At 63.6% G+C, this 23,441-nt stretch carries 23 protein-coding genes; 13 read left to right on the top strand and 10 right to left on the bottom strand.

Annotation, left to right across the window (positions count from 1 at the left end):
• The first annotated feature begins 7 nt into the window (after nucleotides 1-7).
• From solA to JQ591_RS09210, 5 genes are all read left to right on the top strand, one after another.
• The gene (gene solA / locus JQ591_RS09230; protein ID WP_211395704.1) at nucleotides 8-1,177 is read left to right on the top strand and encodes an N-methyl-L-tryptophan oxidase; all 1,170 of its coding nucleotides are present in this window, start codon (nucleotides 8-10) and stop codon (nucleotides 1,175-1,177) included.
• 75 nt (nucleotides 1,178-1,252) lie between these two features.
• Nucleotides 1,253-2,065, top strand: a complete 813-nt coding sequence (locus tag JQ591_RS09225; protein WP_211396412.1) for a transporter substrate-binding domain-containing protein — start codon at nucleotides 1,253-1,255, stop codon at nucleotides 2,063-2,065.
• 99 nt (nucleotides 2,066-2,164) lie between these two features.
• Nucleotides 2,165-2,908 carry an amino acid ABC transporter permease gene (locus JQ591_RS09220; RefSeq protein WP_211395703.1) on the top strand — a complete coding sequence of 248 codons (744 nt, stop codon included), beginning with the start codon at nucleotides 2,165-2,167 and terminating at the stop codon, nucleotides 2,906-2,908.
• Nucleotides 2,905-3,747: an amino acid ABC transporter permease gene (locus tag JQ591_RS09215; RefSeq protein ID WP_211395702.1), complete on the top strand. Its 843-nt coding sequence runs from the start codon at nucleotides 2,905-2,907 to the stop codon at nucleotides 3,745-3,747. The genes JQ591_RS09220 and JQ591_RS09215 overlap by 4 nt, the downstream gene beginning before the upstream one ends.
• An 11-nt stretch (nucleotides 3,748-3,758) precedes the next feature.
• Nucleotides 3,759-4,511 carry an amino acid ABC transporter ATP-binding protein gene (locus JQ591_RS09210; protein WP_211395701.1) on the top strand — a complete coding sequence of 251 codons (753 nt, stop codon included), beginning with the start codon at nucleotides 3,759-3,761 and terminating at the stop codon, nucleotides 4,509-4,511.
• 68 nt (nucleotides 4,512-4,579) lie between these two features.
• On the opposite strand, the gene JQ591_RS09205 is transcribed toward JQ591_RS09210, so the two are convergent.
• Nucleotides 4,580-4,822, bottom strand: a complete 243-nt coding sequence (locus JQ591_RS09205) for a BrnA antitoxin family protein (protein WP_211395700.1) — start codon at nucleotides 4,820-4,822, stop codon at nucleotides 4,580-4,582.
• A gap of 3 nt (nucleotides 4,823-4,825) precedes the next feature.
• Entirely contained in the window at nucleotides 4,826-5,803 is a 978-nt protein-coding gene (gene cysK, locus JQ591_RS09200) for a cysteine synthase A (RefSeq protein ID WP_211395699.1), read from the bottom strand.
• 222 nt (nucleotides 5,804-6,025) lie between these two features.
• On the opposite strand from cysK, the gene JQ591_RS09195 reads away from it, so the two are divergent.
• On the top strand, nucleotides 6,026-6,244 hold the full coding sequence (locus JQ591_RS09195; protein WP_211395698.1) for a hypothetical protein: 219 nt from the start codon (nucleotides 6,026-6,028) through the stop codon (nucleotides 6,242-6,244).
• Between the two features lie 32 nt (nucleotides 6,245-6,276).
• On the opposite strand, the gene tgt is transcribed toward JQ591_RS09195, so the two are convergent.
• Entirely contained in the window at nucleotides 6,277-7,425 is a 1,149-nt protein-coding gene (gene tgt, locus JQ591_RS09190; RefSeq protein ID WP_211395697.1) for a tRNA guanosine(34) transglycosylase Tgt, read from the bottom strand.
• A gap of 205 nt (nucleotides 7,426-7,630) precedes the next feature.
• On the opposite strand from tgt, the gene JQ591_RS09185 reads away from it, so the two are divergent.
• Together JQ591_RS09185 and JQ591_RS09180 are read left to right on the top strand one after the other, a co-directional pair.
• Nucleotides 7,631-8,839 carry a patatin-like phospholipase family protein gene (locus JQ591_RS09185; RefSeq protein ID WP_211395696.1) on the top strand — a complete coding sequence of 403 codons (1,209 nt, stop codon included), beginning with the start codon at nucleotides 7,631-7,633 and terminating at the stop codon, nucleotides 8,837-8,839.
• Nucleotides 8,840-8,974: 135 nt separating this feature from the next.
• Nucleotides 8,975-9,721 carry a TetR/AcrR family transcriptional regulator gene (locus JQ591_RS09180; protein ID WP_211396411.1) on the top strand — a complete coding sequence of 249 codons (747 nt, stop codon included), beginning with the start codon at nucleotides 8,975-8,977 and terminating at the stop codon, nucleotides 9,719-9,721.
• Nucleotides 9,722-9,799: 78 nt separating this feature from the next.
• On the opposite strand, the gene JQ591_RS09175 is transcribed toward JQ591_RS09180, so the two are convergent.
• On the bottom strand, nucleotides 9,800-9,973 hold the full coding sequence (locus JQ591_RS09175) for a hypothetical protein (protein ID WP_211395695.1): 174 nt from the start codon (nucleotides 9,971-9,973) through the stop codon (nucleotides 9,800-9,802).
• Here JQ591_RS09175 and JQ591_RS09170 point away from each other — a divergent pair.
• A complete protein-coding gene (locus tag JQ591_RS09170) occupies nucleotides 9,972-10,574 on the top strand; it encodes a PepSY domain-containing protein (protein WP_211395694.1) in 603 nt (200 codons plus the stop codon). The genes JQ591_RS09175 and JQ591_RS09170 overlap by 2 nt on opposite strands.
• A 278-nt stretch (nucleotides 10,575-10,852) precedes the next feature.
• On the top strand, nucleotides 10,853-11,890 hold the full coding sequence (locus JQ591_RS09165) for an aspartate-semialdehyde dehydrogenase (RefSeq protein ID WP_211395693.1): 1,038 nt from the start codon (nucleotides 10,853-10,855) through the stop codon (nucleotides 11,888-11,890).
• A 173-nt stretch (nucleotides 11,891-12,063) separates the two neighbouring features.
• Here JQ591_RS09165 and queA read toward each other — a convergent pair whose 3' ends face one another.
• The 5 genes from queA to coaD are packed head-to-tail and all read right to left on the bottom strand — an operon-like array spanning nucleotide 12,064 to nucleotide 15,180.
• The gene (gene queA, locus JQ591_RS09160) at nucleotides 12,064-13,137 is read right to left on the bottom strand and encodes a tRNA preQ1(34) S-adenosylmethionine ribosyltransferase-isomerase QueA (RefSeq protein ID WP_211395692.1); all 1,074 of its coding nucleotides are present in this window, start codon (nucleotides 13,135-13,137) and stop codon (nucleotides 12,064-12,066) included.
• A gap of 48 nt (nucleotides 13,138-13,185) precedes the next feature.
• Nucleotides 13,186-13,650: a peptidylprolyl isomerase gene (locus tag JQ591_RS09155; protein ID WP_018457987.1), complete on the bottom strand. Its 465-nt coding sequence runs from the start codon at nucleotides 13,648-13,650 to the stop codon at nucleotides 13,186-13,188.
• On the bottom strand, nucleotides 13,647-14,072 hold the full coding sequence (locus JQ591_RS09150; protein WP_211395691.1) for a hypothetical protein: 426 nt from the start codon (nucleotides 14,070-14,072) through the stop codon (nucleotides 13,647-13,649). Before JQ591_RS09150 ends, JQ591_RS09155 begins: the two co-directional genes overlap by 4 nt.
• An 8-nt stretch (nucleotides 14,073-14,080) precedes the next feature.
• Nucleotides 14,081-14,644 (bottom strand): peptidylprolyl isomerase, encoded by a 564-nt coding sequence (locus JQ591_RS09145; RefSeq protein WP_211395690.1) that lies wholly within the window; start codon nucleotides 14,642-14,644, stop codon nucleotides 14,081-14,083.
• Between the two features lie 41 nt (nucleotides 14,645-14,685).
• Complete coding sequence (coaD, locus tag JQ591_RS09140; protein WP_211395689.1) at nucleotides 14,686-15,180, bottom strand: pantetheine-phosphate adenylyltransferase; 495 nt, start codon at nucleotides 15,178-15,180, stop codon at nucleotides 14,686-14,688.
• Nucleotides 15,181-15,429: 249 nt separating this feature from the next.
• Here coaD and JQ591_RS09135 point away from each other — a divergent pair, with 249 nt between their 5' ends.
• From JQ591_RS09135 to JQ591_RS09125, 3 genes are all read left to right on the top strand, one after another.
• A complete protein-coding gene (locus tag JQ591_RS09135) occupies nucleotides 15,430-15,687 on the top strand; it encodes a hypothetical protein (RefSeq protein ID WP_211395688.1) in 258 nt (85 codons plus the stop codon).
• Nucleotides 15,688-15,878: 191 nt separating this feature from the next.
• Complete coding sequence (locus JQ591_RS09130) at nucleotides 15,879-17,732, top strand: potassium transporter Kup (protein WP_211396410.1); 1,854 nt, start codon at nucleotides 15,879-15,881, stop codon at nucleotides 17,730-17,732.
• An 808-nt stretch (nucleotides 17,733-18,540) separates the two neighbouring features.
• Nucleotides 18,541-20,289, top strand: coding sequence for a GAF domain-containing hybrid sensor histidine kinase/response regulator (locus JQ591_RS09125; protein WP_211395687.1), 1,749 nt, complete (start codon nucleotides 18,541-18,543; stop codon nucleotides 20,287-20,289).
• Between the two features lie 89 nt (nucleotides 20,290-20,378).
• On the opposite strand, the gene gyrA is transcribed toward JQ591_RS09125, so the two are convergent.
• Nucleotides 20,379-23,111 carry a DNA gyrase subunit A gene (gyrA, locus tag JQ591_RS09120; protein WP_211395686.1) on the bottom strand — a complete coding sequence of 911 codons (2,733 nt, stop codon included), beginning with the start codon at nucleotides 23,109-23,111 and terminating at the stop codon, nucleotides 20,379-20,381.
• Between the last annotated feature and the right edge of the window lie 330 nt (nucleotides 23,112-23,441).

Below are 23,441 nucleotides of genomic sequence, written 5' to 3'. Positions count from 1 at the left end.
CCGATCGATGCGCGAGAAAGCGGATATTCTGGTGATCGGCCTCGGTGCCATGGGCAGCGCGGCGCTCTATCAACTGGCCAAGCGAGGGGTGAAGGCGATCGGCCTCGATCGCTTTGCCCCTCCCCACACGATGGGGTCCAGCCACGGCGAAACCCGCATCACCCGGCAGGCGGTCGGCGAAGGCCGCGATTACGTGCCCCTGGTGTTGGATACTCACCGGATCTGGCGTGAGCTCGAAGCCGAGACGTCCGCCGAGCTGCTGAACCCGTGCGGCGTCCTCGTCATGGCGCCCGGTGTCGGCGAGACGTCGCACCACGGCAAGCCGGATTTCGTCGCACGTTCGATTGCGGCAGCCCGCGACTTCAGCATCGCGCATGAAGTGATCGACGGGCGAGAGGTGGCTCACCGCTTCCCGCAGTTCCTGAACCTCGAGGGCAACGAGAAGGCCTATTACGAGCCCGGCGGGGGCTACGTTTTTCCAGAGCGTTGCATCAAGGCGCAACTGACACGCGCCGAGCAGCTTGGCGCAACGATACGCTCGGGAGTCGAAGTTCTCTCGATCGCCCAGAGAGGCTCCGCCGTTCGGGTGGAAACGTCCTCAGGCACGTTCGAGGCGGACCAGGTGGTGGTGTCGGCAGGCGCCTGGAACGCTCACCTGCTCGGCGCGCCGTTTGACCGTGTGCTCACGGTGAAACGTCAGGTACTCCATTGGTACGAACTTGAGGACATGAGCGCGTATCGCGCCAACGCGCCTGTGTTCATCTGGATGCACGGCGCGACGGATATCGACTACTTCTACGGCTTCCCGCCACTGCCGGGCGACCGTCGCGTCAAGGTGGCGACCGAGCAGTACGAGACCAGCACAACGGCCGATACCGTCGATCGCACCGTTGATCCGGCGGAGTCGGCCAAGATGTACCGGGTGCACGTCAAGGGGCGCCTCGCGGGCGCCACGCCCCGTGCCGCGCAGGCGGCCGCCTGTCTCTACACGACAACACCCGATCGGGGATTCATCATCGACCGGCATCCTGACCAGGACAGAGTCTTTGTCGTCTCGGCGTGCTCCGGTCACGGCTTCAAGCACTCGGCCGGCATTGGAAACGTCGTCGCCGAGATGATGGCCGATGGTCGAAGCTCGATCGACCTTGCTCCATTCTCCGTGTCCCGTTTTTCGTGACGTTTGGCACGAACCTTGTAACGCAAAGAGTACCTGCTGCGCGTGTCGTGGTTGCAATCCTGGAGGTGTCACCCAATGAGAAATATGCTCCGTTCCATGATGGCAGGTGCCACGGTGCTGCTGATGCTTGGCAGCGCTCAAGCCGCCGATGGCGTCGACGCCATCAAACAGCGCGGCACGTTGAATGTCGGCGTCAAGGCTGACTACAAACCCTTCGGATATCGCGATCCCACGGGAAACGTGGTCGGCATCGAGCCGGATCTTGCCGCCGACATTGCCAAGCGCCTCGGCGTCAAACTCGAGCTCGTTCCAGTCGGAGCCTCAAACAGAATCGAATTTCTTCAGCAGGGAAAGATCGACCTGCTGATCGCGACCATGTCGGACAGGCCGGAACGTCGTCGCGTCGTTCAAGCCATCGAACCGCTGTATTATTCCGACTATGTGAACATCCTTCTCAACAAGAAGGCCGGCATCAAGGACTGGGCTGACCTCAAGGGAAAGCCCGTCTGTGCAACGTCGGGGGCCTGGTACAACAAGGACGTCGCCAAATCCTACGGCCCCGAAATTGTTGCGTTTGACGGCTCGGAGAAGCCCCTGTTCGCGATGAAGCAGGGCAACTGCATCGGCTACGTCTACGATCAGACCTTCCTGCAAGGCAAACTGCTGGAGGACGAGTGGAAGACGGACTACGACCTGCCCCTGAAAGGCGTTCTGCCCTCGCCATGGATGATCGCCGTTGCGCTCGAGAATGCCAGTCTTCAGAAGCTGCTCGAAGACACGACAAAGGACTGGATGAAGACCGGCTTCATCGTGGCAGCGGAAAAGAAGTGGGGCATTACGCCAACCGAGTATTCGCTCTCCATGCACGAGCAATACAAGGACAAATAGGCGCGCAAAGCGGAGCGCCAGACCCATCTTGCGCTCCGAACAGGTCGAGCCAATGCACTGATACGAGGCATCGCCCTCCACAGTTCGGTGTCGAGCAACATGCAAGCAATCGCCAACTGGTTTCAACAGCTCTACGAGACGACGGGGCTGAACTTCTCCGTGTTCTACGATGCGTACGACTGGGATCGCTATTTCGGCGGCCTCAGGATGACGCTGCTTCTGAGTATCACGACCATCCTGCTGAGCCTGATCATCGGTGCGGTGGGCGCCTTGCTGCAGGGCAGTCCGTCGGTGTTGCTGCGGCTGCCTGTCAATGCTTTCGTGGTGGTGTTCCGCAACACGCCACCGCTGGTCCAGCTCTTCTTTTTCTATTTCGGCCTCGGCACCATGCTTCCGGCCGTCGAGGCGGCGGGCATGCGCGTTCCGCTGCTGAGCAACGTTCAGTGGGCCATCATTTCGCTGTCACTGTTCGCGGCCGCCTTCAACGTCGAAATCTTCCGCTCCGGAATTGAGGCGGTGCCGAGGACGACGCTGGAAGCCGCGGAGGCGCTCGGATACACACGCCTCAAGGCTTACATCCACATCGTCCTTCCGCTGGCCGTGCGCGTCTGCCTTCCCGCACTGAACAACAACCTCGTCAACCTGCTCAAGACGACCACCCTCGCCTACGCGATCGCCGTTCCCGAAACATTGTATGCGGTCAAGCAGATCTGGTCGGAATCGCAGAACGTTTTCGAAATGATGGTCGTGTTGCTGGCGACCTACGGCATCCTTGTCGGCGTCCTTGTCTGGCTGATGCATCGCTGGGAACGGGCGATGCGCATCCCCGGTTATGCGCGATGAAGACTGCCGGGTCCGGAAACAGGCTTGCCGTCCTTCTGCCGTATCGTCCCGCGCCGGCCAGGATGTCCGTCCGGATCGGCCCGCTGCCCGCTGCGATCCTCTGTTTCTGCGCCATCATGGCCGCATCCACCGCGTGGGCGCAGGCCGGACCGACGATGCTCTCCCCACTTCAGGTCATCGTGAAGTGGTCACCGCTCCTGCTGCGCGGCTTCGTCTTCAACATCGCGATCTCCCTGCTGGCCATGCTGCTGGGGACCGTCGCCGGGCTTGGCCTGGGCCTCGCCCTGTTGTCGGAGTCCCGGCTGCTCGCCGCTGTCAGCTGGCTCATCACTCAATTCTTCCGCAACGCGCCCTGGCTGGTGCTGCTGTTCTTCGTCATGTTTCTGGTGCCCTTCCAGGTCACCCTGTTCAAGACGACCATTCCCTTGCCGGACTGGATCAAGGCGACCGTGGGCTTCGCCCTGCCCGTCATGGCGAATGTCGCCGAGGTCGTGCGCGGGGCCGTCCGCTCCATTCCGTCGACGCAGTGGGAGGCCGCGGAATCGCTGTCCTTCACGCGCCGCCAGACCATGTGGCTGATCATGCTGCCACAATGCATCAAGCGCATGCTGCCGCCCTGGATGAACATCTATGCGCTGGTCGCGATGTCGACGGTGCTGGCATCGATCGTCGGCGTTTCGGAAATGCTCACGCTGACAGCACAGGTGCACGCCGCCGAAGGCGGGAGACCGGAGCTGTTCGCGCCGCTCTACGGTTTCGCGCTGCTGTGTTTCTTTCTCTACTGTTATCCGATCAACCTGTGGACCGCTCGTCTCGAGCGTCGATTCCGCGTACGCTGAGGGAGCAGAGCATGGCCGCGACCTGGACGCCGGATCAGCCCATCGTCCAATGTGTCGACGTCAGAAAGTCTTTCGGAGCTCTCGAGGTTCTGAAAGGAATCAGCCTTTCGGTCAGGAAGGGCGAGGTGATCTGTATCATCGGCCCGTCCGGATCAGGGAAATCCACGCTGATCCGCTGCATCAATGCCCTTCAACCGATCTCGTCCGGCAGCATTCAAATCGAAGGCATCGAAGTGTCCGACCCCAGGCTCGACAAACTGGCGCTTCGTCGCAAGGTCGGGATGGTCTTTCAACAATACAACCTTTTCCCGCACAAGACCGCGCTCCAGAACGTGATGATGGCGCCAATCCATGTTCTCGGCCAGAAGCGTCCCGAGGTCGAAGCGCGCGCCCGAGCGCTGCTCGCCAAGGTGCGCCTTGCGGGGAAGGAGGACACCTATCCCGGTGAACTCTCCGGCGGACAGCAGCAGCGCGTGGCCATCGCCCGTTCGCTGGCGATGCGACCGGACATCATGCTGTTCGACGAAGTCACCGCCGCCCTCGATCCGGAAACGGTCAAGGAGGTCCTGGTCACCATCCGGGAGCTTGCCGAAGACGGGATGACATGCCTCCTGGTGACCCACGAAATGAACTTCGCCCGTGAGGTCGCCGATCACGTCTACTTCACCGATCGCGGTGTGATCGTCGAGCACGGCCCGCCGGAAACATTATTCACGGCGGCCACGGACGAACGAACGCAGCGGTTTCTGTCGCAGGTCCTTTGAGTTCGCCACCAGGATCCCGCCGGGCGCGCCAGTTTCGGACGACCGCCCCCGGATCCGGCAGTTGGCGCCTACTTCCCCGCGGCCTTTCGCAGCGCCTCGTTGATGCGGTCCTGCCAGCCGGGCCCACCGGCCTGGAAATGCTCCAGCACGTCCTGGTCGATCCGCAGCGTGACCTGCTCCTTGATCCCCGGCATCACATTCTGCTTTGGCGGCGCCGCGGCGACCTTCGCCGTCACCTTCTTGAACGCCGCCTCGGCCTCCGTCCTGGCATCGCCCAACGTCCGCGGCCGCCTCGGTGGTTGATCCGCCATGTCCTAGATTCCCTCAAACAGAGCCGTCGAAAGATACCGCTCGGAGAAGGACGGCACTATAGCCAGGATGGTCTTTCCCGCAGCTTCCGGCCGCTTGCCGATCTGGAGGGCCGCGGCGATCGCGGCGCCCGAGGAGATGCCGCCGGGAATGCCCTCATGCCGCGCCAGCGCCCGCGAGGTCTCGATCGCCGTGGTCGAGTTGATCTTCACGATCTCGTCGATCACCGAGCGGTCGAGGATGTCAGGGACGAAGCCCGCACCGATGCCCTGGATCTTGTGCGGCGTGTGCTGGCCGCCGGACAGCACCGGGCTCTCCTCGGGCTCGACCGCGACCACGCGCAGCGAGGGCTTGCGCGGCTTCAGCACCTGGCCGACGCCGGTGATGGTGCCGCCGGTGCCGACGCCGGCGACGAAGAAGTCGATGTTGCCGCCGGTGTCGTTCCAGATCTCCTCCGCGGTGGTGCGGCGGTGCACCTCGGGATTGGCAAGGTTCTTGAACTGTTGCGGCATCACCGAATTCGGCGTCGTCTTCAACAGCTCTTCGGCCGTCGCGATCGCGCCCTTCATGCCCTGTGCTGCCGGTGTCAGCACCAGCTCCGCGCCCAGAAAGGCCAGCATCTTGCGCCGTTCGATCGACATCGACTCCGGCATGACCAGCTTGAGCCGATAGCCGCGCGAGGCGGCGACGAGGGCCAGCGCGATGCCGGTATTGCCGGAGGTCGGCTCGATCAGCACGGTGTCGGGCTTGACGATGCCGGCCTTCTCCATGGCGATGATCATGGCCGCGCCGATGCGATCCTTCACGCTTGCGGCGGGATTGAAATATTCAAGTTTTGCCAAAATGGTCGCGTTCACGCCGTGCATGCCCGGCAGCCGGCGCAGGCGGACGATCGGCGTGTCGCCAAAAGCATCGACGATCGAATCATAGATCCGGCCGCGGCCGGGTTGGTGCGCTGCACCCGTGGTGGACGATGCGTCCATGATGAACTCCCTGTGGCGACAATTTGCGCTTCTGTTGCAGTTCTTGCGCAGTTACAGACAGCCTGCGGCGACACGCAAGCGACATTGCGGCACATGTTAAATACGCTGCATCGCAAAATCGCGTGAGCTGTAATTATCAGAAAACCAACGCATTTGTGTTGCGACCTCGTCAACTGATTCTGCTTATGTTAGACTTAGGTCTCAAAGCAGGAGGTCACCACGATGTCAGCAGTCGCTGAAGTGTTGTCGACCGTCGCACCGAACCGCGCTCCGCGTTGCAGTGAGTTGCCCACCTGTCCGGTCTGCGCCGACTCCATGGTCGCCGCCGAAGGTTCTGCATATGTGTCGGAACACCTGATCAGCTATCTCTGGACCTGCGACAATTGCGGCTACGGCTTCGTGACCAAGCACGCCGTCAAGCAGCGCTTCATCTGCAACTGACGCTTCCTCTCAACTGACCATGTGCAATTGACCTAGCGCGGGGCGATGTCGCCCCTCGCCCAGTCCTCGCGCGTCCGCTGATAGAACTCCTCGAATGTGCCCTGTGCGATCGCGTCCCTGATGCCCTGCATCAGGAACTGGTAGTAAGCGATATTGATCTCGGACAGCAGCATCGCACCCAGCGTCTCGCCCGCCTTGACGAGATGGTGCAAATAGGCGCGCGCGTAGCTGCGCGCCGACGGCCAGGAGCTCTCTTCGTCGAGTGGACGCGGATCGTCGGCGTGGCGCGCATTGCGCAAATTCACCTGGCCAAAGCGTGTGAAGGCGACGCCATGCCGGCCATTGCGGGTCGGCATCACGCAATCGAACATGTCGATGCCGCGCTTGACTGCCTCGACGATGTCGTCCGGTGTGCCGACGCCCATCAGATAGCGCGGCCGTTCTCTCGGCAGCAGCGGCGCTGTCTCGTCGATCATCGCCAGCATCACGGCCTGCGGCTCACCGACGGCGAGGCCGCCGATCGCATAACCATGGAAACCGATCTCGATGAGGCCTTGCGCGCTGGCATGGCGAAGCTGGGGTATGTCGCCGCCCTGCACGATGCCGAACAGCATGTAGCCGTCGGGTGCGCTCTCGAAGGCGCGCTTGCTTCGCTCGGCCCAGCGCAGCGACAATTGCATCGCGCGGTCGATGTCGGCGCGCTCGGCAGGCAGTCGCACGCATTCGTCCATCTGCATGGCGATATCGGAGCCGAGGAAACGCTGCACCTCGATCGAGCGCTCCGGCGACAGCTCGACCTTGGCGCCGTCGATATGCGAACGGAACGTCACGGCGTGCTCGCTGACCTTGCGTAAATCCGCCAGCGACATCACCTGGAAGCCGCCGGAATCCGTCAGCATCGGCCCGTTCCAGCCGGTGAATTTCTGCAAGCCGCCCAGCGCCGCGATCCGCTCGGCGCCGGGACGCAGCATCAGATGATAGGTGTTGCCGAGCACGATGTCGGCACCGGCCTCGCGCACCTCGCGCCAGTGCATGCCCTTCATGGCGCCGGCGGTGCCGACCGGCATGAAGGCGGGCGTGCGCACCACGCCGTGCGGCGTGGTCAGGCGCCCGGTGCGCGCGGCGCCATCGGTGGCGAGCAATTCGAAATGATTGGGCAGACCGGTATCGGGACGATTCATGACGGTGCTTATTACGTGTCGGAGAGGGCCGATCAACCCGCTGAGGCGATGCTTCGGCCGGCTTATGCATCAGACTGGGACAATGGACACCAATATTTGGGACACGGAAAGTTGCGCCTGCAGCGCTTGTTAAACAAAACGATACAGTGTAGTTTTATCTCGGGGGCTGGACGAGATGCCGCGGCGATGTTGCCGGCGGCGGTAGATGCGTGATCGCCAGCCACCGACAATGCCCTTCTTTTCAAGTTCGACTGACCTGTCCGGCCGTTCGCAAGGCTGGACAAGGCAGACAGGCGCCCGCCTGATCGGATTGCTGGCCCTGACGTGCAGCCTGGCGCTCGGCGCCTGCACCTCCCTGCCCCGCACGCCCTATACGGCCGCCGAAGCCAGCACATCGCGCGTGCTCGATATCGACGGCCTCCGGCGCTACGCCGACGATCCCGTCACGAAATTCAGCTTCGAGAAGGACACCAGCACCGCGACGAAGTCCTACCTGGCGCTGTCAGGCGGCGGCGCAGACGGCGCCTACGGCGTCGGCGTGCTCAACGGCTGGACCGCGGCCAGAACCCGCCCCGCCTTCTCGGTCGTCTCGGGCGTGAGCACCGGCGGCCTGATTGCACCCTTTGCGTTTCTCGGCTCGCAATATGACGACACGCTGAAGGAGGTCTACACCAGCGGTATCGCGGAGAGCCTGTTGAGCGATCCCAGCATCATGCGCGTGCTGTTCGGATCCGGCCTGTTCGGCAACACGCGGCTGCGCGAGCTCGTCGCCCGCTATGTCGGGCAGGAGATCATGGCGCAGGTCGCGCGTGAAAACGCCAAGGGGCGGAAGTTGCTGGTGGTGACGACCGATCTCGACACCCAGCGGACCGCCATCTGGGACATGGGCAAGATCGCCGCGGTCGGCACGCCCGAGGCGCTGAAGCTGTTTCGCGACGTGATGGCGGCCTCCGCCAGCATACCCCTGGTGTTTCCGCCGATCATGATCGACGCCGAAGGCCAGGGCCGAAGGTTTCAGGAGATGCACGTCGACGGCGGCGTGACCGCCCCGGTGCTGACGCTGCCGGAAGCCCTGCTTTTCCAGGGCAGTCGCCTGCCCGGCACCGCGAGGATGGACATCTACATCCTCGTCAACAAGAAGATCGAACGCAACTTCGAGCTCGTGTCCAACGGCACCATCGACGTCGCCTCACGCAGCCTGTCGTCGATCACCCAGTCGCAGACCCGTTCGATCATCCTCTCGACCTATGATTTTGCCAAGCGCAACCGCCTGGGCTTCCATCTCTCCTATATCGCGCGCGACTATCCGGCGCCTCCCTCCGAAGGGTTCGACACCGCCTATATGCGGGCGCTGTATCAGTACGGATATGAGAAGGCGGCTTCAGGCCAAGCCTGGACTTCGACGCTTCCGTGAGACCCTCACTGAGGAACGAGGCCGCGTCGAGACCGTTGACGATGCGGCCAATTCGGCCAGATTAGCCATGACGCACCCGTTGCTGCGCGTTATAGAGCAATGACTGATGTCACGACCGCGCAGGAATCATTGGGCATGGGATTGACTGCGACCAGGACAAGACCGGCAGCGCCGCGGCGCGAGGTGCCGAAATCGCGCGGCGGCCGGCCAACGAAAAGCGCCGCGATCGAGCGTGATCAGCGGCTGATCGAGGTCGCCACCCGCCTGTTCCTGGATCGCGGCTTCGACGCGACCTCGCTCGATGCGGTCGCGGAAGCGGCCCGGGTGAGCAAGCCGACCGTCTATTCCCGCTATGGCGACAAGCGTGGCCTGTTTGCAGCCGTGCTGAGGCGCGAGATCGCGCGATGGCTCGCACCGCTGTCCGCTGCCGCCGAGACGCAGCTCGGCAGCGCCTCGGACATCTCGGTCGAGCAGCGGCTGGTCGAGATCGGGCGCGAGATGCTGACATTCACCTGCGGTCCCGATGCCGTCGCCTTCAGCCGCATGATGACGTCGCAGGCCATCAACTTTCCCGACATCGCCAAGCTCGGCAAGGAGGAAGGCTGGCTCAAGGCCGTCGCCACCACGGCACGCTTCTTCGACCATCTGGTGGCGCAGGGCGCGCTCGACGTGGACGACACCACCATTGCAGCCGAGGTGTTTCTCGACGTCGTCGTCGGCCACAACCATCGCCTGGCGACGTTTGGAACGCCGCCGGAGATGAAGGCTGCGGAAAAGCGCATGCGCGCTGCGATCAAGCTGTTCCTGGCCGGCGCGCTGGGATCTGCGGACCGCGTCCAGAATGCTGCCAAGGGCACGCAGCGGCGGCGCCCGTCGCGCTGACAATTCCGTGAGGTTGCGATCTTTCCAAGGGGACCCCGCGCCCGCGCCGTTGACCAAAACAAAACGATACGGTATGGTTTAATTATAGGGCGATGCGGATCGCTTTTTCACCAGCCCCAAAGAGATCCGCACCGCTTCGATCGCCGCGGCGGTACAGCCCGTCACGACGCTCAGCGGCCGACCGATGCCCAAGGTCGGCCGCAAATTCTTTACGATCATCCGGCACACTCGCTGGCCGAGGGTTTCGAGCATGACGACAGCCAAACGATGGACCTCGGGATTGCTTGCGATCGCCCTGTCCGCACTCCTCCCCGCAGCGCCGGCGCGGGCGATCGTGAGCACGGGCACGCCGACCACCCTTCACAGCGACACAGATGGTGACACTGAGGCCGACCGCCAAGCGGTCAGTCGCGAGATCGAGCGCTTCCGCAGCTCGTCAATCTCGATCAACCAGGCCATGGCGATTGCGGAAGCCCGCCACGCCGGTGCCACGACGGCGGATGTGAGCTTCGACGGGGCCTCCGGCGTGCCGGTCTACCGGGTCAAGACGCTGCACAATGACCGGATCTGGCGCCACACCATCAATGCCGCGACCGGCGAGCTCGTCGGCGGGGAAGCCGCCCTCCCCCTCGCCGAGCTCGACCTCGACGACCGCAGCAACCTCGCAGCGCTCGGTGCCATCAAGCACCGCCTTGCGGATGCCGTGCACGTCGCCGAACGCGCGGCCTCCGGCAAGGCGATCAGCGGCGGGCTGGTGCGCGAACGCGGCCGGCTGAATTTCGCGATCGTCGTCATCAGTGGCGACAACCTCAAGGAGGTCATCCTCGAACCGCCGGGCGCCCGGACCAAATAGCGGCGGCCCCAATCCCGCCGAAAAGCCATTGACGGCCGCAAAACTCTCGCGCATAAGCTGCCGCCATGTTCACGACCACCAAAAAATGCACGACCAAAACCACCACGGCCTTCGGGGCCCGGGGAGGCGTGCGCGTGTAGTCGTCGACTAGAACGCAATCCACTCTACCGAAGCCCCGCCCTCGTTGGTCCGGGGCTTTTTTGTTGTCTGCAACTCACCAGCATGATCCGGAAAAGTGAAATCCGGTTTTCCGGCAGAATCATGCCAACTGAAACGGAATGGAGGACAAAGTGAGTAACGATCCCGTCGTCGCGATTGTCGGCGTCACCGGTGCGGTGGGCGCCGAATTCATCGCCACCATGGACAAGCGCGGCTTTCGCGTCGGCAAGCTCAAGGCGCTGGCCAGCGCCCGCTCCGCCGGCAAGACGGTGTTGTTCCGCGGGCAAAATGTCGTCATCGAGGAGCTGACCGAACGCGCCTTCGAAGGCGTCGACATCGCCCTGTTCTCCGCAGGCGGCAGCATTTCGAAGAAGTATGCCCCGATCGCGGTCAAGGTGGGCGCCGTCGTGGTCGACAACTCCTCCGCCTTCCGCATGGATCCGAACGTGCCGCTGGTGATCCCCGAGGTCAACGCGAACCGCATCCGCGATCACAAGGGCATCATCGCCAACCCGAACTGCGCCGCCATCACCGCGCTGGTGCCGCTGTGGCCGATCCACCAGAGCAACCGCATCAAGCGCGTGATCATCTCGACCTATCAGGCGGCCTCCGGCGCCGGCGCCGCCGCGATGGACGAGCTGGTTGAGTCCACCCGCGCCAACCTCAACGGGCAGGTTTATACGCCGAAGGTGATGCCGCATCCCTACGCCTTCAACCTCTTCAACCACAACACGGCGATCGACCCCGACACCGGCTACAACGACGAAGAGACCAAGGTCATCAACGAGACCCGCAAGATCTTCGAGGACGACAACATCGCGATTGGCGTCACCTGCGTGCGCGTGCCGGTGCTGCGGGCTCATTGCGAGGCCATCACCTTCGAATGCGAGAAGCCGATCAGCGAGGACCAGGTCCGCGCCATCATGGCGCGAGCGCCCGGCGTCAAGATTGTCGACGACCGCACCAGGAACTACTTCCCGATGCCGATCGACGCCTCGGGCCAGGACGACGTCCTGGTCGGCCGCATCCGCAAGGACCTCAGCGACCCCAGCGGGCATTCGATCTCGATGTTCGTGGCGGCGGATCAGCTGCTCAAGGGCGCAGCGCTGAACGCGGTCCAGATCGCCGAGCTGCTGCCGCAGCGGGTGATGGCGTAGGCCTTCGCACGTATTGCCCCGTCATCCTGAGGTGCGAACCCAGCGGTGCAAAGCACCGCTGGGCGAGCCTCGAAGGATGCACGGCCGAAATGCAGCAGTCGGGCCGTCGCCCTTCGAGGCTCGCCGAAGGGGCGAGCACCTCAGGGTGACGGAGATACGATTGCGCGCGCAGCCTACCGCGTTGCCCGAAACAACAAGCACGCATCGCCATACGAATAGAACCGATAGCCTTGCGCGATCGCGTGCGCATAGGCCTGCTGCATCGCCTCCAGCCCCGAGAATGCCGACACCAGCATGAACAGCGTCGACTTCGGCAAATGGAAATTGGTCATCAGGATATCGACCGCGCGGAAGCTATAGCCGGGGGTGATGAAGATGGCCGTCTCGGCAGCGAATGGCTCAATGGTGCCGTCCTCGCTGGCTGCGCTTTCGAGCAAGCGCAACGACGTGGTGCCGACCGCGATGATGCGGCCGCCGTTCTTGCGCGCGGTGTTGAGCCGCTCCGCCGTCTCGGCCGAGATCGTGCCCCATTCGGCATGCATCCTGTGGCCTTCGGTGTCGTCCACCTTCACCGGCAGGAACGTCCCTGCCCCGACATGCAGCGTGACGCGGTTGATGCCGACGCCGCGCGCGTGCAGCGCCTGCTCCAGCGCCGGCGTGAAATGCAGGCCGGCTGTCGGCGCGGCAACGGCGCCTTCGTTCGCCGCGAACATGGTCTGGTAGTCGGCGAGGTCCTGATCGTCAGGCGTGCGTTTCGAGGCAATGTAGGGCGGCAGCGGCGGGCTGCCGAGATCGGCGATGGCCTGATCCAGCGCGGGGCCGTGGAACGAGAACGACAGCGTCACCTCGCCTTCGCTGCCCTTGGCCTCGACCTCGGCGTCGAGATGACCGAGCAGGCAGACCTTGCCTTCATTGCCGAAGCGGATGCGGTCGCCGGCTGTGAGTTTCTTGGCCGGCTTCACCAGCGCCTGCCAGCGCGAGCCGTCGAGCCGCTTGATCAGCGTCGCCTCGATCTTCGGCTCGGTCTCGCGGCCGATGCGACGGCCTTTCAATTGCGCCGCGATCACCTTGGTGTCGTTGACGACGAGCTGGTCGCCCGGCTTCAGCCATTGCGGCAGGTCGGCGATGAATTGGTCGCGCAGCGTGCCGTTATCGACAACCAGCATCTTCGCGGAGTCGCGCGGGCTCGCCGGGCGCAGTGCGATGCGCTCGGCGGGCAGGTCGAAATCGAAGAGATCGGTGCGCACGTTGGGTACCTTGTCGTGCCCCACCCAAGCGGGGCACGACGGTCGTCGTTACGCCGCGTCAGCCGCCATCCGCGCCTTGACGATCTTGTCGGGGTTCTGCACTGGCTCGCCGCGCTTGATCTTGTCGACGTTCTCCATGCCCTCGGTGACCTTGCCCCACACCGTGTACTGGTTGTCGAGGAAGCGGGCGTCGTCGAAGCAGATGAAGAACTGGCTGTCGCCGGAATCCGGGCTGGCGGCGCGCGCCATCGAGGTGGTGCCACGCACATGCGGCTCCTTGTTGAACTCGGCCTTCAGCTTCTGGCCGGAGCCGCCGGTGCCGGTGCCCTGCGGGCAGCCGGTCTGCGCCATGAAGCCGTCGATCACGCGATGGAACACGATGCCGTCGTAGAAGCCTTCGCGCACCAGCTCCTTGATGCGCGCGACGTGGCCGGGCGCCAGGTCAGGCCGCATCTCGATGGTGACGGGGCCCTGCGTGGTCTCGAGGATCAGGGTGTTTTCGGTGGCGCTCATGCTCGTCTCTCTTGGGTTGGAGGTGAAGTCTTGTCAGGTGAAGATTTGCGGTTGCGAAACTGGATCGCGAATGGACGCCCCGCAGCGGCGCCGGCCATCGCATCGGTAAATGGCATCGGCGTGCAGCGTTGCAATGCCTCCATCACCGCGACCCGGTATTGCAGCCGGTCATCGTCGGAGGCCTCCGCGGATTCATAGGTAATCCTCGGATGGCCCAGAATGTTTCCGGCCCGGTTAAAGCTCACGACGACGGTGATGTCGATCGGGCGGGCCCTGGCGGCGGGCGGCGGCTTCCAGCAGGTGCGCAGATGCCGGAAGACGTCCTGGATGGTGTTGACCTGCGCGTCCCCGGCGACCACGCCGGAGACGGCGAGCAGCAGCATCGCCGCAATCAGCAGGAGCTTGCCACCGCAGCGCGCCATCGCCTCTCCTACTTGATGTCGGAAGCGACCTGCACCTTCACCATCTTGTCGGGGTCGGTGACGGTGCCGCCGCTTGATCCGGGAGGCGCCTTCTTCAGCTTGTCGACGACGTCCATGCCCTGCACGACCTCGCCGATCACGGTGTACTGGTTGTCGAGGCTGCCGCCGTCGGCGAACATGATGAAGAACTGCGAATTGGCGGTGTCGACGCTGTCACCGCGCCGGGCCATGCCGACGATGCCGCGGGCAAAATGCACCTTGGAGAATTCCTGCTTCAGGTTCGGATATTTCGAGCCGCCGGTGCCGTTGAAGTTCTGACCGTCGCCGGTCTGCGCCATGAAGCCGTCCATGACACGGTGGAACGGCACGTTGTTGTAATAGCCCTCGCGCGCGAGCTGCTTGATACGCTCGGCGTGCTGGGGCGCTAGGTCCGTCCGCAGCTTGATGACGATGCGGCCCTTGGTGGTGTCGATGACGATGGCGTTGGCCTTGTCGAGGCCGGCCGGCAAGGTTTGCGCGAAGGCCGGCACCGCGAACAGAACCGCGGCAAGAACTGCGAGAATTCGGATCATGACAACTCCGGATCAGAGATGAGAGAGGAAACGCGCCGCTATCAGGCGAATTTTGCCTTGAGCTGGGCCGCAACCTGCGGCGGGACGAAGGCCGAGACGTCCCCGCCCATGGCGGCGATCTGGCGCACCAAAGTGGCGGTGATCGGGCGGACCATGGGAGAGGCCGGCAGGAAGACCGTATGCACCTCGGGCGCCATGGCCTCGTTCATGCCGGCGAGCTGCATCTCGTAGTCGAGGTCGGTGCCGTCGCGCAGGCCCCGAATCATGATCGTGGCACCGTGCTTGCGCGCCGAGGTCACCGACAGATCGTCAAACGTCACGGCCTCGAGCACGCAGCCGGCCTGGGTCGCCACCGGCCCGCAGACGTCATGAAGCATCTTCAGCCGCTCCTCGGTCGAGAACAGCGGCTTCTTGCCGGGGTGGACCCCGATCGCGACAACGAGCCTGTCGCACAGCGACGCGCTGTGCCGGACCACGTCCAGATGGCCGTTGGTGATGGGGTCGAAGGAACCTGGATAGAAGGCAATGCGCGGCATGGCCACGTCCTACCGCGCCCGGCCCGGCCCGGCAAGCCGGTCAGGTTCCCTGGCGGTTTTTCCGCAAAAACGTGTCGGAATGCCCCGAATTGTTTCGTCCTGAGGGCGGCCACGACACAAAACCGGGCGCGAACGAAACCATTTCCCGCGTCCGCGAAGACGTCCGGAAACTGGCCATGGTTACTAATCCAGCCAACGAACAACGGGCCGCACACAAGGCGCAGGCGGCCGCATCACAGGGGACTGTCAATGATCAAGGCTCTTTCAGCGATCGCGATCTCTGCGTGCGTTGCCGCCGCCCTCACCCTCCTGCCCGGCTTCGCCCCCACCGTCGAGGCGAGCGTGCCGCAGCCCCTCGCCAAGAGCGACCGGCTCGATATCCGCACCATCGGCAAGGACTGCTCGCTGCAGGCCTGGCCGAACTTCGAGGCGTCCTGCCTCCGCCAGGCCGGCACCAAGGCCAACATCCGCGAGGCTCGCCTCGTGACCGCCGATCGCACCCCGTAGTGGGTCTGTCAGTTTCGCGTCAGGTTACCCTCAAGATAAACCCCATGGATATTTGCGACGTCCCGTCGCAGACTGCCTGATGCTCGCGCCCGTCGGAATGACCCGTCGGGCGCGATCCCATCGGGGGGTCGCCATTGTCCAGTACGCCCGCAGTCGCCTCCGGCCATCAACCTGATCCACTGCCGCTTGCCATGACCATGGGCGCCCTCGGGGTGGTCTATGGCGATATCGGCACCAGCCCCCTCTACGCCCTGAAGGAAGCCGCCAAGGCCGCCGCCCACGGCGGCATGGTGACCAACGATGCTGTTCTGGGCGTTGCCTCGCTGATCCTCTGGGCGCTGTTGCTGATCATCTCGCTGAAATATGCGCTGTTGATCCTGCGTGCGGACAACCGCGGCGAAGGCGGCATCGTCGCGCTGCTGGCGTTGCTGCATGCGCGCCACGCCCAACCCGGCACCTGGCGCGCGCATCTGCTCGTCATTGGCCTCATCGGCGCCGCGCTACTGTACGGCGACGGCGCGATCACGCCGGCGATCTCCGTGCTCAGCGCCATCGAGGGCCTCAAGGTCGACGCCCCCTCGCTCGCGCCTGCGGTAGTCCCCGTGACCGTCGTCATCCTGATCGGACTGTTCATGATGCAGAAGCAGGGCACCGGCTTCATCGGCCGCATCTTCGGACCGGTGATGCTGGCCTGGTTCTTCGTGCTGGCAGCGCTCGGCATCCACGGCATCGTCAAGGCGCCGGCGGTGCTGGCGGCGCTCAGCCCGCTCTATGCGTTCGACTTCCTGATCCACCAGGATTTCCACGTCTCCTTCGCGATCCTGGGGGCCGCCTTCCTTGCGGTGACCGGCGGCGAAGCCATGTATGCCGACATGGGTCATTTCGGCCGCCTGCCGATCCGGCTGGCCTGGTTCGCGATCTGCCTGCCCGCGCTGGTGCTGAACTATTTCGGCCAGGCCGCGCTGCTGATCACCGACCCCACCATGATCGAAAATCCGTTCTTCCAGCTCTGCCCTGACGCCCTGCACTATCCGCTGGTGGCGTTCTCGGCGGTCGCGACCGTGATCGCCTCGCAGGCCATCATCTCCGGCGTGTTCTCGCTGACGCAGCAGTCGATCCAGCTCGGCTTCCTGCCGCGCATGCAGATCCGTCACACCACGAGCGACGCGATCGGCCAGATCTACGTGCCCTTGGTGAACTGGCTGCTCGCCGCCGCAACGCTCGGCGCCGTCCTGAGCTTCGGCAGCTCGGAGGCGCTGGCTGGCGCCTACGGCATCGCGGTGTCGCTGTTGATGGCGATCACCACGCTGCTCGCAGCCCTGGTCGCGATCCAATGGGGCTATTCGCCGTGGCTCGTGGTTGCCGTGAACGGCTTCTTCTTCGTGATCGACGCGATCTTCTTCTCGGCCAATTCGATCAAGCTGTTCGAGGGCGGCTGGTTTCCGCTGATGCTCGCGGGCTTCGTCGCGTTCCTGATGCTGACCTGGCGAAGCGGCGTGAAGCTCGTCGAAGCGGCACGCGCGAAGCTGCGCCAGCCCGAGGAGGATCTGATCGAGACCGCGGTCAACAAGTGCAGCGCCAGGCTCCCCGGGACCGCCGTGTTCCTGGCGTCGGCGCCGCGCGGCGTGCCGCTGGCGCTGACCCAGTTCGTCAAGCACAACCACGTGCTGCACGAGCGCATCGTCCTGGTCACCGTGCTGATCGAGGAGCTTCCTCACATCGCCGACGAAGACCGCATCGAGGTCATCGAGATCATTCCCGGCATTACCCGCGTCGTCCTGCATTACGGCTTCATGCAGAACCCGACGATCTACGAAGGGCTGACCCTCGCCTGCCGCCACGGCAAGCTGCCCGGCATCGACCTCTCCGACATCACCTATTATGTCGGCCGCGAGACCATCATCCCGCGCGAGGACGTCCCGGGCATGTGGGTCTGGCGCGAAAGCCTGTTCGCCTTCCTCCAGCGCAACGCCGAACGCTCGGCCGCGTTCTTCGGCGTGCCGACCAAGCAGGTGGTGGAGTTCGGCACGGAGCTGGAGATCTGACGTCGGGCGTAGGCAGGCCCCGGAGCCAACAGGTCCAGGCTCCCCAGTGTTCAGCTGAGGCCGCCGCGAGCAAAGCCCCATAATTCGCGCCGGAGCATAATCTGCCCGAACTCGACCCTCGTCGGCTCCGATCCAAAAACGTGTATAATATTGATCAGACAACCGTCCCAAGGGGGTGATACCTGCGTAACGGTCACCGTCTGACAACGAGACGATCAATACGGTGACAGAGAGTGTGTGTTCCCGCCTTTATCGGAGGGGTACAGCATGCCCCAATTCAGGAAACTGGTTCCGCCTTTCCCCCCGGTGCCTGGGATTGGCGCAATCGCCACCGCTTTGGTTCTGTGGTCGTTGTTGCTCTGGTGCGTCTGGCGGGTCTCCGTTGGCTTATTTTGATCCTCATCGAGAAATGCACGAAGCAAGTCGGTGCCGGACGCAGGCCGAGGAATGTCATCGCCTCATGCTTCTGGCTCGGAGCGGAGCCGAAGCCACGATCCTGACAAGCCTTGCGCGAAGCTGGAAGATGATTGCGAACCAGACCGACCGATATATTGCGATCATGAAAAAGGACGCCGCTCAAAAGAGCTAATGCCGGGCGGTCGAAGGTGCAGGGCAACAAATCTCCCCAGGTGAGCAAAAGTGAACAGCGCCGTCGATTCGGCTGTGGTCCGCTTGCAACCAGGACTTGCGAGACTCCCGATGTTCTCTTGGCAGCCCCAACGCGCCACGAGCCCCTGCGCCAGGCCTGCCCGAATGAACCAGGGGAACTCCGAGTGCCCCATATCCGCTCACGAGGTCGATTCTGCCTATGCCCAATGCGGCTGCTAACGTGGAAAGATTGCTCCGCCAGCAAGCTGCCATCGCCCGATTTGGCAGCTTCGCACTGCGCGAGCGGGATCTGGACACGATTCTGACGAAAGGGATTCAGGTCTGTGCGGAGGGCCTCGGCGTGCCCTTCGGCAAAGTGTGTCGCTATCGGCCCGAGCAGAACGACCTTCTGATCGTCGCCGGATTCGGATGGCAGCGTGGCGTGGTCGGTCATGCGCTGTCGCGCGCCGATATGAGTTCGCCGCAGGGGCGCGCGTTTGTCACGGGCGAGCCGTTGATCTGCCGTGATTTGCGCGCGGACGCTGGTTTGGATCTGCCGCCATTCTATGCCGTACACGGCATCATTTCGACGGTGGACGTGATCATCAAGGGCAGCGATGAGCAGCCGTTCGGGATTCTCGAGATCGACAGCAACAGGCAGCACGACTACGATCAGTACGACATTAATTTTCTCACCGCTTTCGCCAACATATTGGCAGAGGCCGTTTCGACCGCCGCCCGGGGCGCTTCCCTGCAGTTCAGCGTCGACCGGATGAAGGCCCTGGTCGAGGAAAAAGACCAACTGCTGGCCGAGAAGAGCATCGCGGATCTGCATCTCCGGCAAGCGCAGAAGATGGAGGCCGTCGGTCAACTGACCGGCGGCGTCGCGCACGACATCAACAACATCCTCACGGTGATCATTGGAAACGTCGAAATCCTGGCCGAAAGCGTCGCAGACCGGCCGGAACTGGTGGCAATCACCCAATTGATCGATGAAGCTGCCGCGCGTGGCTCCGATCTGACCAAGCGCCTGCTGGCGTTCGCGCGCAAGCAACCGCTGCAACCGCAGAATATCGACGTCAACTCGTTGGTGATGGAATCGGCAGGGCTGCTGAGCTCGACGCTTGGAGAGCGCATCGAGGTCCACACCAAGCTGGCAGCCGATGCGTCACACGCGCTGATCGACGCCAGTCAGCTCACCAACGCGATCTTGAATCTCGCGCTCAACGCCCGCGACGCGATGCCGGACGGTGGCAAGCTCACCATCGAGACCCGCAACGTCGTGCTCGACGACAGTTACGTCGGCACCAACAGTGAGGCGACCGCGGGAAACTACGTGCTTGTGGAAGTCACCGATTCCGGACACGGCATTCCTGCCAGCGAATTGGGCAAGGTATTCGAGCCCTTTTTCACGACCAAGGGCATCGACAAGGGCTCCGGCCTCGGCCTCAGCATGATCTACGGTTTTGTCAAACAGTCTGGAGGACATATCAAAATTTACAGCGAAGAAGGCCACGGTACCGCGATAAAAATCTATCTACCCGAGGCGACGGGAGCCGTTCAGCCCACCGTGTTGGCAAGCCCTCCACGAATCGAAAAGGGCCATGAGACCGTACTGGTTGTCGAGGACGATCCTCTGGTGCGAAGGTTCGTCGAAAGCCTGATCCAAAGTCTGGGATACGTTACGTTGACGACGGTCAATGCCGCAGAAGCCATGGTGGAAATCGAGAGCCCTCGGAAGATTGACCTGCTGTTCACCGACGTCATCATGCCGGGACCGATGAACGGGCCGCAGTTGGCGGAACTGGCCCGACAACGCAGGGCGTCGCTGAAAGTATTGTTCACGTCCGGCTATTCCAACGAAGCGATCATCCACCATGGTCATCTCGACCCCGGTGTATTGCTGCTGGCCAAGCCGTATCGGAGATCGGATCTTGCGCGGGAGATACGCGCGGCGCTCGATGGCTAGCGCAAGACCTTGGCCAACCCCGAGGTCAGCAGCCCTTTCTCCATGCGGGGCACAGCAATCTACGATGCCTGGAAAGTAAACCGGCCGATCTACTCTCCATTCGTCCCATTGCCGCTTTCCGCCTCTTCCGTGATGTGCTCGACCGACACCACATGCTCGTCCTCGGCGGTGTCGAACACGATCACGCCCTGGGTCGAGCGGCCGGCGACGCGGATGCCTTCGACCGGGCAGCGGATCAGCTGGCCCTTGTCGGTGACCAGCATGATTTGATCAGCATCTTCCACGGGGAAGGACGCGACCAGATTGCCGTTGCGGTTGTTGACGCTCATGGCGACGATGCCTTTGCCGCCGCGGCCCGTGGTGCGGTACTCGTAGGACGAGGTTCGCTTGCCGTAGCCGTTGACGGAGACGGTCAGCACGACCTGCTCGGCCGCCGACAACTCGACATAGCGCTCCTGGGCGAGCTGGAAGCTGCCCGACGTCTCCTCGGCCTCGGCATCCACTGCGGCTTCCTCAGTCGCAGCTTCGCCGGCGACCGCACGACGCATCTTCAGGTACGCCGAGCGCTCGTCGGACGTCGTCTCGACGTGGCGCAGGATCGCCAGCGAGATCACTTTGTCGCCCTCGCCAAGCGCAATGCCGCGCACGCCCATCGAGGTGCGCCCGGTGAACACGCGCACGTCGGTAACGGGGAAGCGGATGCACTGGCCGCCGGCGCCGGTCAAAAGCACGTCGTCGTGCTCGGTGCAGATCTGCACGTCGACGATAGCTTCATTGTCGTCGAGCTTCATGGCGATGATGCCGGAGCGGCGGACATCGACGAAGTCGGACAGCTTGTTGCGCCGGACGTTGCCGCCTGTCGTGGCGAACATCACGTCGAGGTTGCCCCAGGTGGACTCGTCCTCCGGCAGCGGCATGATGGTGGTGATGCGCTCGCCCTGCTCCAGCGGCAGGATGTTGATCAGCGCCTTGCCGCGCGCATTCGGCGCGGCCATCGGCAGGCGCCAGACCTTGATCTTGTAGACCTGGCCGCGCGAGGAGAAGAACAGCATCGGAGTATGCGTGGATGCCACGAACAGTCGGCTGACAAAATCCTCGTCACGGGTCTGCATGCCGGCGCGGCCCTTGCCGCCGCGGCGCTGGGCCCGGTAGGCCGACAGCGGCACGCGCTTGACGTAGCCGGCGTGGGAGACGGTGACGACCATGTCCTCGCGCTGGATCAGGTCCTCGTCCTCGACCTCGCCTTCCTGCTCGATGATGACGGTGCGGCGCGGGGTCGCGAACTCGGCCTTCACCTCGGCGAGCTCGGACTTGATGATGCCCAGCACGCGGTCGCGCGAGCGCAGGATGGCGAGATAGTCGGCGATCTCGCCGGCGAGCTTGTCGAGCTCCTCGCGGATTTCGTCGCGGCCGAGTGCGGTGAGGCGTTGCAGGCGCAGGTCGAGAATGGCCCTCGCCTGCTCCATCGACAGCCGGATCGTGCCGTCCTCGCTGATGCGGTGGCGCGGATCGTCGATCAGCGTCAGCATGTCCTCGACGTCCCGGGCCGGCCAGTCGCGCGACATCAGGGTGTCGCGGGCGGTGGTCGGGTCGGGCGAGGTCCGGATGACGCGGATCATCTCGTCGATATTGGCGACCGCGATCGCCAGGCCGACCAGGATATGGGCGCGATCGCGCGCCTTGGCGAGCAGGAACTTGGTGCGCCGGGTGACGACCCGCTCACGGAAGTCGACGAAGATCGCCAGCAGGTCCTTCAGATGCATGATCCGCGGACGGCCGCTGTCGAGCGCCACCATGTTGACGCCGAAGCTCGTCTGCAGCGGCGTGAACCTGTACAGCTGATTCAGCACCACATCCGGCACGGCGTCGCGCTTCAATTCGATGACGACGCGGTAGCCGTCGCGATCCGATTCATCGCGCAGGTCGCCGATGCCCTCGATCTTCTTTTCCTTGACCAGCTCGGCGATGCGCTCGACCATCGTCGCCTTGTTCACCTGGTACGGAATCTCGGTGATGATGATCGCCTCGCGCTCCTTGCGGATGGTCTCGATCGCGACCTTGCCGCGCATCATGACCGAGCCACGGCCGAGGTGATAGGCGGCGCGGATGCCCGCACGTCCGAGAATGACGCCGCCGGTCGGGAAATCCGGTCCCGGCACGATGTTGATGAGCTCGTCGATGGTGAGCGCGGGGTTGTCGATCAACGCGACGCAGGCGTCGATGACCTCGCCGAGATTGTGCGGCGGGATGTTGGTCGCCATGCCGACCGCGATGCCGCCGGCGCCGTTGACGAGAAGGTTCGGGAACTTGGCCGGCAGGACCGATGGTTCGGTCTCGTTGTTGTCGTAGTTCGGCTGGAAGTCGACGGTGTCCTTGTCGATGTCGGCCAGCAGAGCCAGCGCCACCTTCGTCAATCGGGCTTCGGTGTAACGATAGGCAGCCGGGGGATCGCCGTCGACCGAGCCGAAATTGCCCTGGCCGTCGATCAGCGGCACGCGCATGGAGAAGTCCTGCGCCATCCGGACCATGGCGTCGTAGATCGACTGGTCGCCGTGCGGATGATATTTACCGATGACGTCACCGACCACGCGGGCGGACTTGACGTACTTCTTGTCGGGCGTGTGCCCCTGCTCGTTCATCGAGTACAGGATGCGGCGATGCACCGGCTTCAGACCGTCACGGGCGTCAGGCAGCGCCCGCGCCACGATCACGCTCATGGCGTAGTCGAGATAGGACTTCTTCATCTCCTCGAAGATGGAGACGGGGCGAATATCCGAGGGTTGCGCCGGCTGGTCGCCGGGCTTGTCGTCGTCGTCAGCCAAGGGGAAATCCGGTGAGGTTTTATCTGGGAATCATATAGCGCATCGAGCCCCTGATAACCACCCTCGCGGGGGTCTGGGAAGCGCTTTTTCCGCCTATTTTTCCAACAACTTAAGCCCTTGCGGGCCGTGCCTCTGACAGCCCCCGCATCGCCCCTGCAAAATCGCCGGTAACACGTGGAAAATCGCGCGGCGAGCTTCCCCCGTCAGCGCGTTTTGCCGAGACGCAATCCGAGCTCAACTCAAACATGAAGCGGGCCCGGAAATCCCGAGCCCGTCCTGCCGATTAGTCGGATTTGCTGACGCGGCGTGAGAAACGCCGCCCCATCCGGC

This window comes from Bradyrhizobium canariense (genome assembly GCF_018130465.1).
Lineage (GTDB): Bacteria > Pseudomonadota > Alphaproteobacteria > Rhizobiales > Xanthobacteraceae > Bradyrhizobium > Bradyrhizobium canariense_C.
The sequence above is the reverse complement of the archived record's forward strand: the minus strand, read 5'-3'. Positions and strand labels throughout refer to the sequence as shown.

Excerpts from the sequence above, each read along its gene's own strand:
- solA (WP_211395704.1), top strand. The coding sequence starts at position 8 with ATGCGCGAGAAAGCGGATATTCTGGTGATCGGCCTCGGTGCCATGGGC.
- JQ591_RS09225 (WP_211396412.1), top strand. The coding sequence starts at position 1,253 with ATGAGAAATATGCTCCGTTCCATGATGGCAGGTGCCACGGTGCTGCTG.
- JQ591_RS09220 (WP_211395703.1), top strand. The coding sequence starts at position 2,165 with ATGCAAGCAATCGCCAACTGGTTTCAACAGCTCTACGAGACGACGGGG.
- JQ591_RS09215 (WP_211395702.1), top strand. The coding sequence starts at position 2,905 with ATGAAGACTGCCGGGTCCGGAAACAGGCTTGCCGTCCTTCTGCCGTAT.
- JQ591_RS09210 (WP_211395701.1), top strand. The coding sequence starts at position 3,759 with ATGGCCGCGACCTGGACGCCGGATCAGCCCATCGTCCAATGTGTCGAC.
- JQ591_RS09205 (WP_211395700.1), bottom strand. The coding sequence starts at position 4,822 with ATGGCGGATCAACCACCGAGGCGGCCGCGGACGTTGGGCGATGCCAGG.
- cysK (WP_211395699.1), bottom strand. The coding sequence starts at position 5,803 with ATGGACGCATCGTCCACCACGGGTGCAGCGCACCAACCCGGCCGCGGC.
- JQ591_RS09195 (WP_211395698.1), top strand. The coding sequence starts at position 6,026 with ATGTCAGCAGTCGCTGAAGTGTTGTCGACCGTCGCACCGAACCGCGCT.
- tgt (WP_211395697.1), bottom strand. The coding sequence starts at position 7,425 with ATGAATCGTCCCGATACCGGTCTGCCCAATCATTTCGAATTGCTCGCC.
- JQ591_RS09185 (WP_211395696.1), top strand. The coding sequence starts at position 7,631 with ATGCGTGATCGCCAGCCACCGACAATGCCCTTCTTTTCAAGTTCGACT.
- JQ591_RS09180 (WP_211396411.1), top strand. The coding sequence starts at position 8,975 with ATGGGATTGACTGCGACCAGGACAAGACCGGCAGCGCCGCGGCGCGAG.
- JQ591_RS09170 (WP_211395694.1), top strand. The coding sequence starts at position 9,972 with ATGACGACAGCCAAACGATGGACCTCGGGATTGCTTGCGATCGCCCTG.
- JQ591_RS09175 (WP_211395695.1), bottom strand. The coding sequence starts at position 9,973 with ATGCTCGAAACCCTCGGCCAGCGAGTGTGCCGGATGATCGTAAAGAAT.
- JQ591_RS09165 (WP_211395693.1), top strand. The coding sequence starts at position 10,853 with ATGGAGGACAAAGTGAGTAACGATCCCGTCGTCGCGATTGTCGGCGTC.
- JQ591_RS09155 (WP_018457987.1), bottom strand. The coding sequence starts at position 13,650 with ATGAGCGCCACCGAAAACACCCTGATCCTCGAGACCACGCAGGGCCCC.
- JQ591_RS09150 (WP_211395691.1), bottom strand. The coding sequence starts at position 14,072 with ATGGCGCGCTGCGGTGGCAAGCTCCTGCTGATTGCGGCGATGCTGCTG.
- JQ591_RS09145 (WP_211395690.1), bottom strand. The coding sequence starts at position 14,644 with ATGATCCGAATTCTCGCAGTTCTTGCCGCGGTTCTGTTCGCGGTGCCG.
- coaD (WP_211395689.1), bottom strand. The coding sequence starts at position 15,180 with ATGCCGCGCATTGCCTTCTATCCAGGTTCCTTCGACCCCATCACCAAC.
- JQ591_RS09135 (WP_211395688.1), top strand. The coding sequence starts at position 15,430 with ATGATCAAGGCTCTTTCAGCGATCGCGATCTCTGCGTGCGTTGCCGCC.
- JQ591_RS09130 (WP_211396410.1), top strand. The coding sequence starts at position 15,879 with ATGACCATGGGCGCCCTCGGGGTGGTCTATGGCGATATCGGCACCAGC.
- JQ591_RS09125 (WP_211395687.1), top strand. The coding sequence starts at position 18,541 with ATGCCCAATGCGGCTGCTAACGTGGAAAGATTGCTCCGCCAGCAAGCT.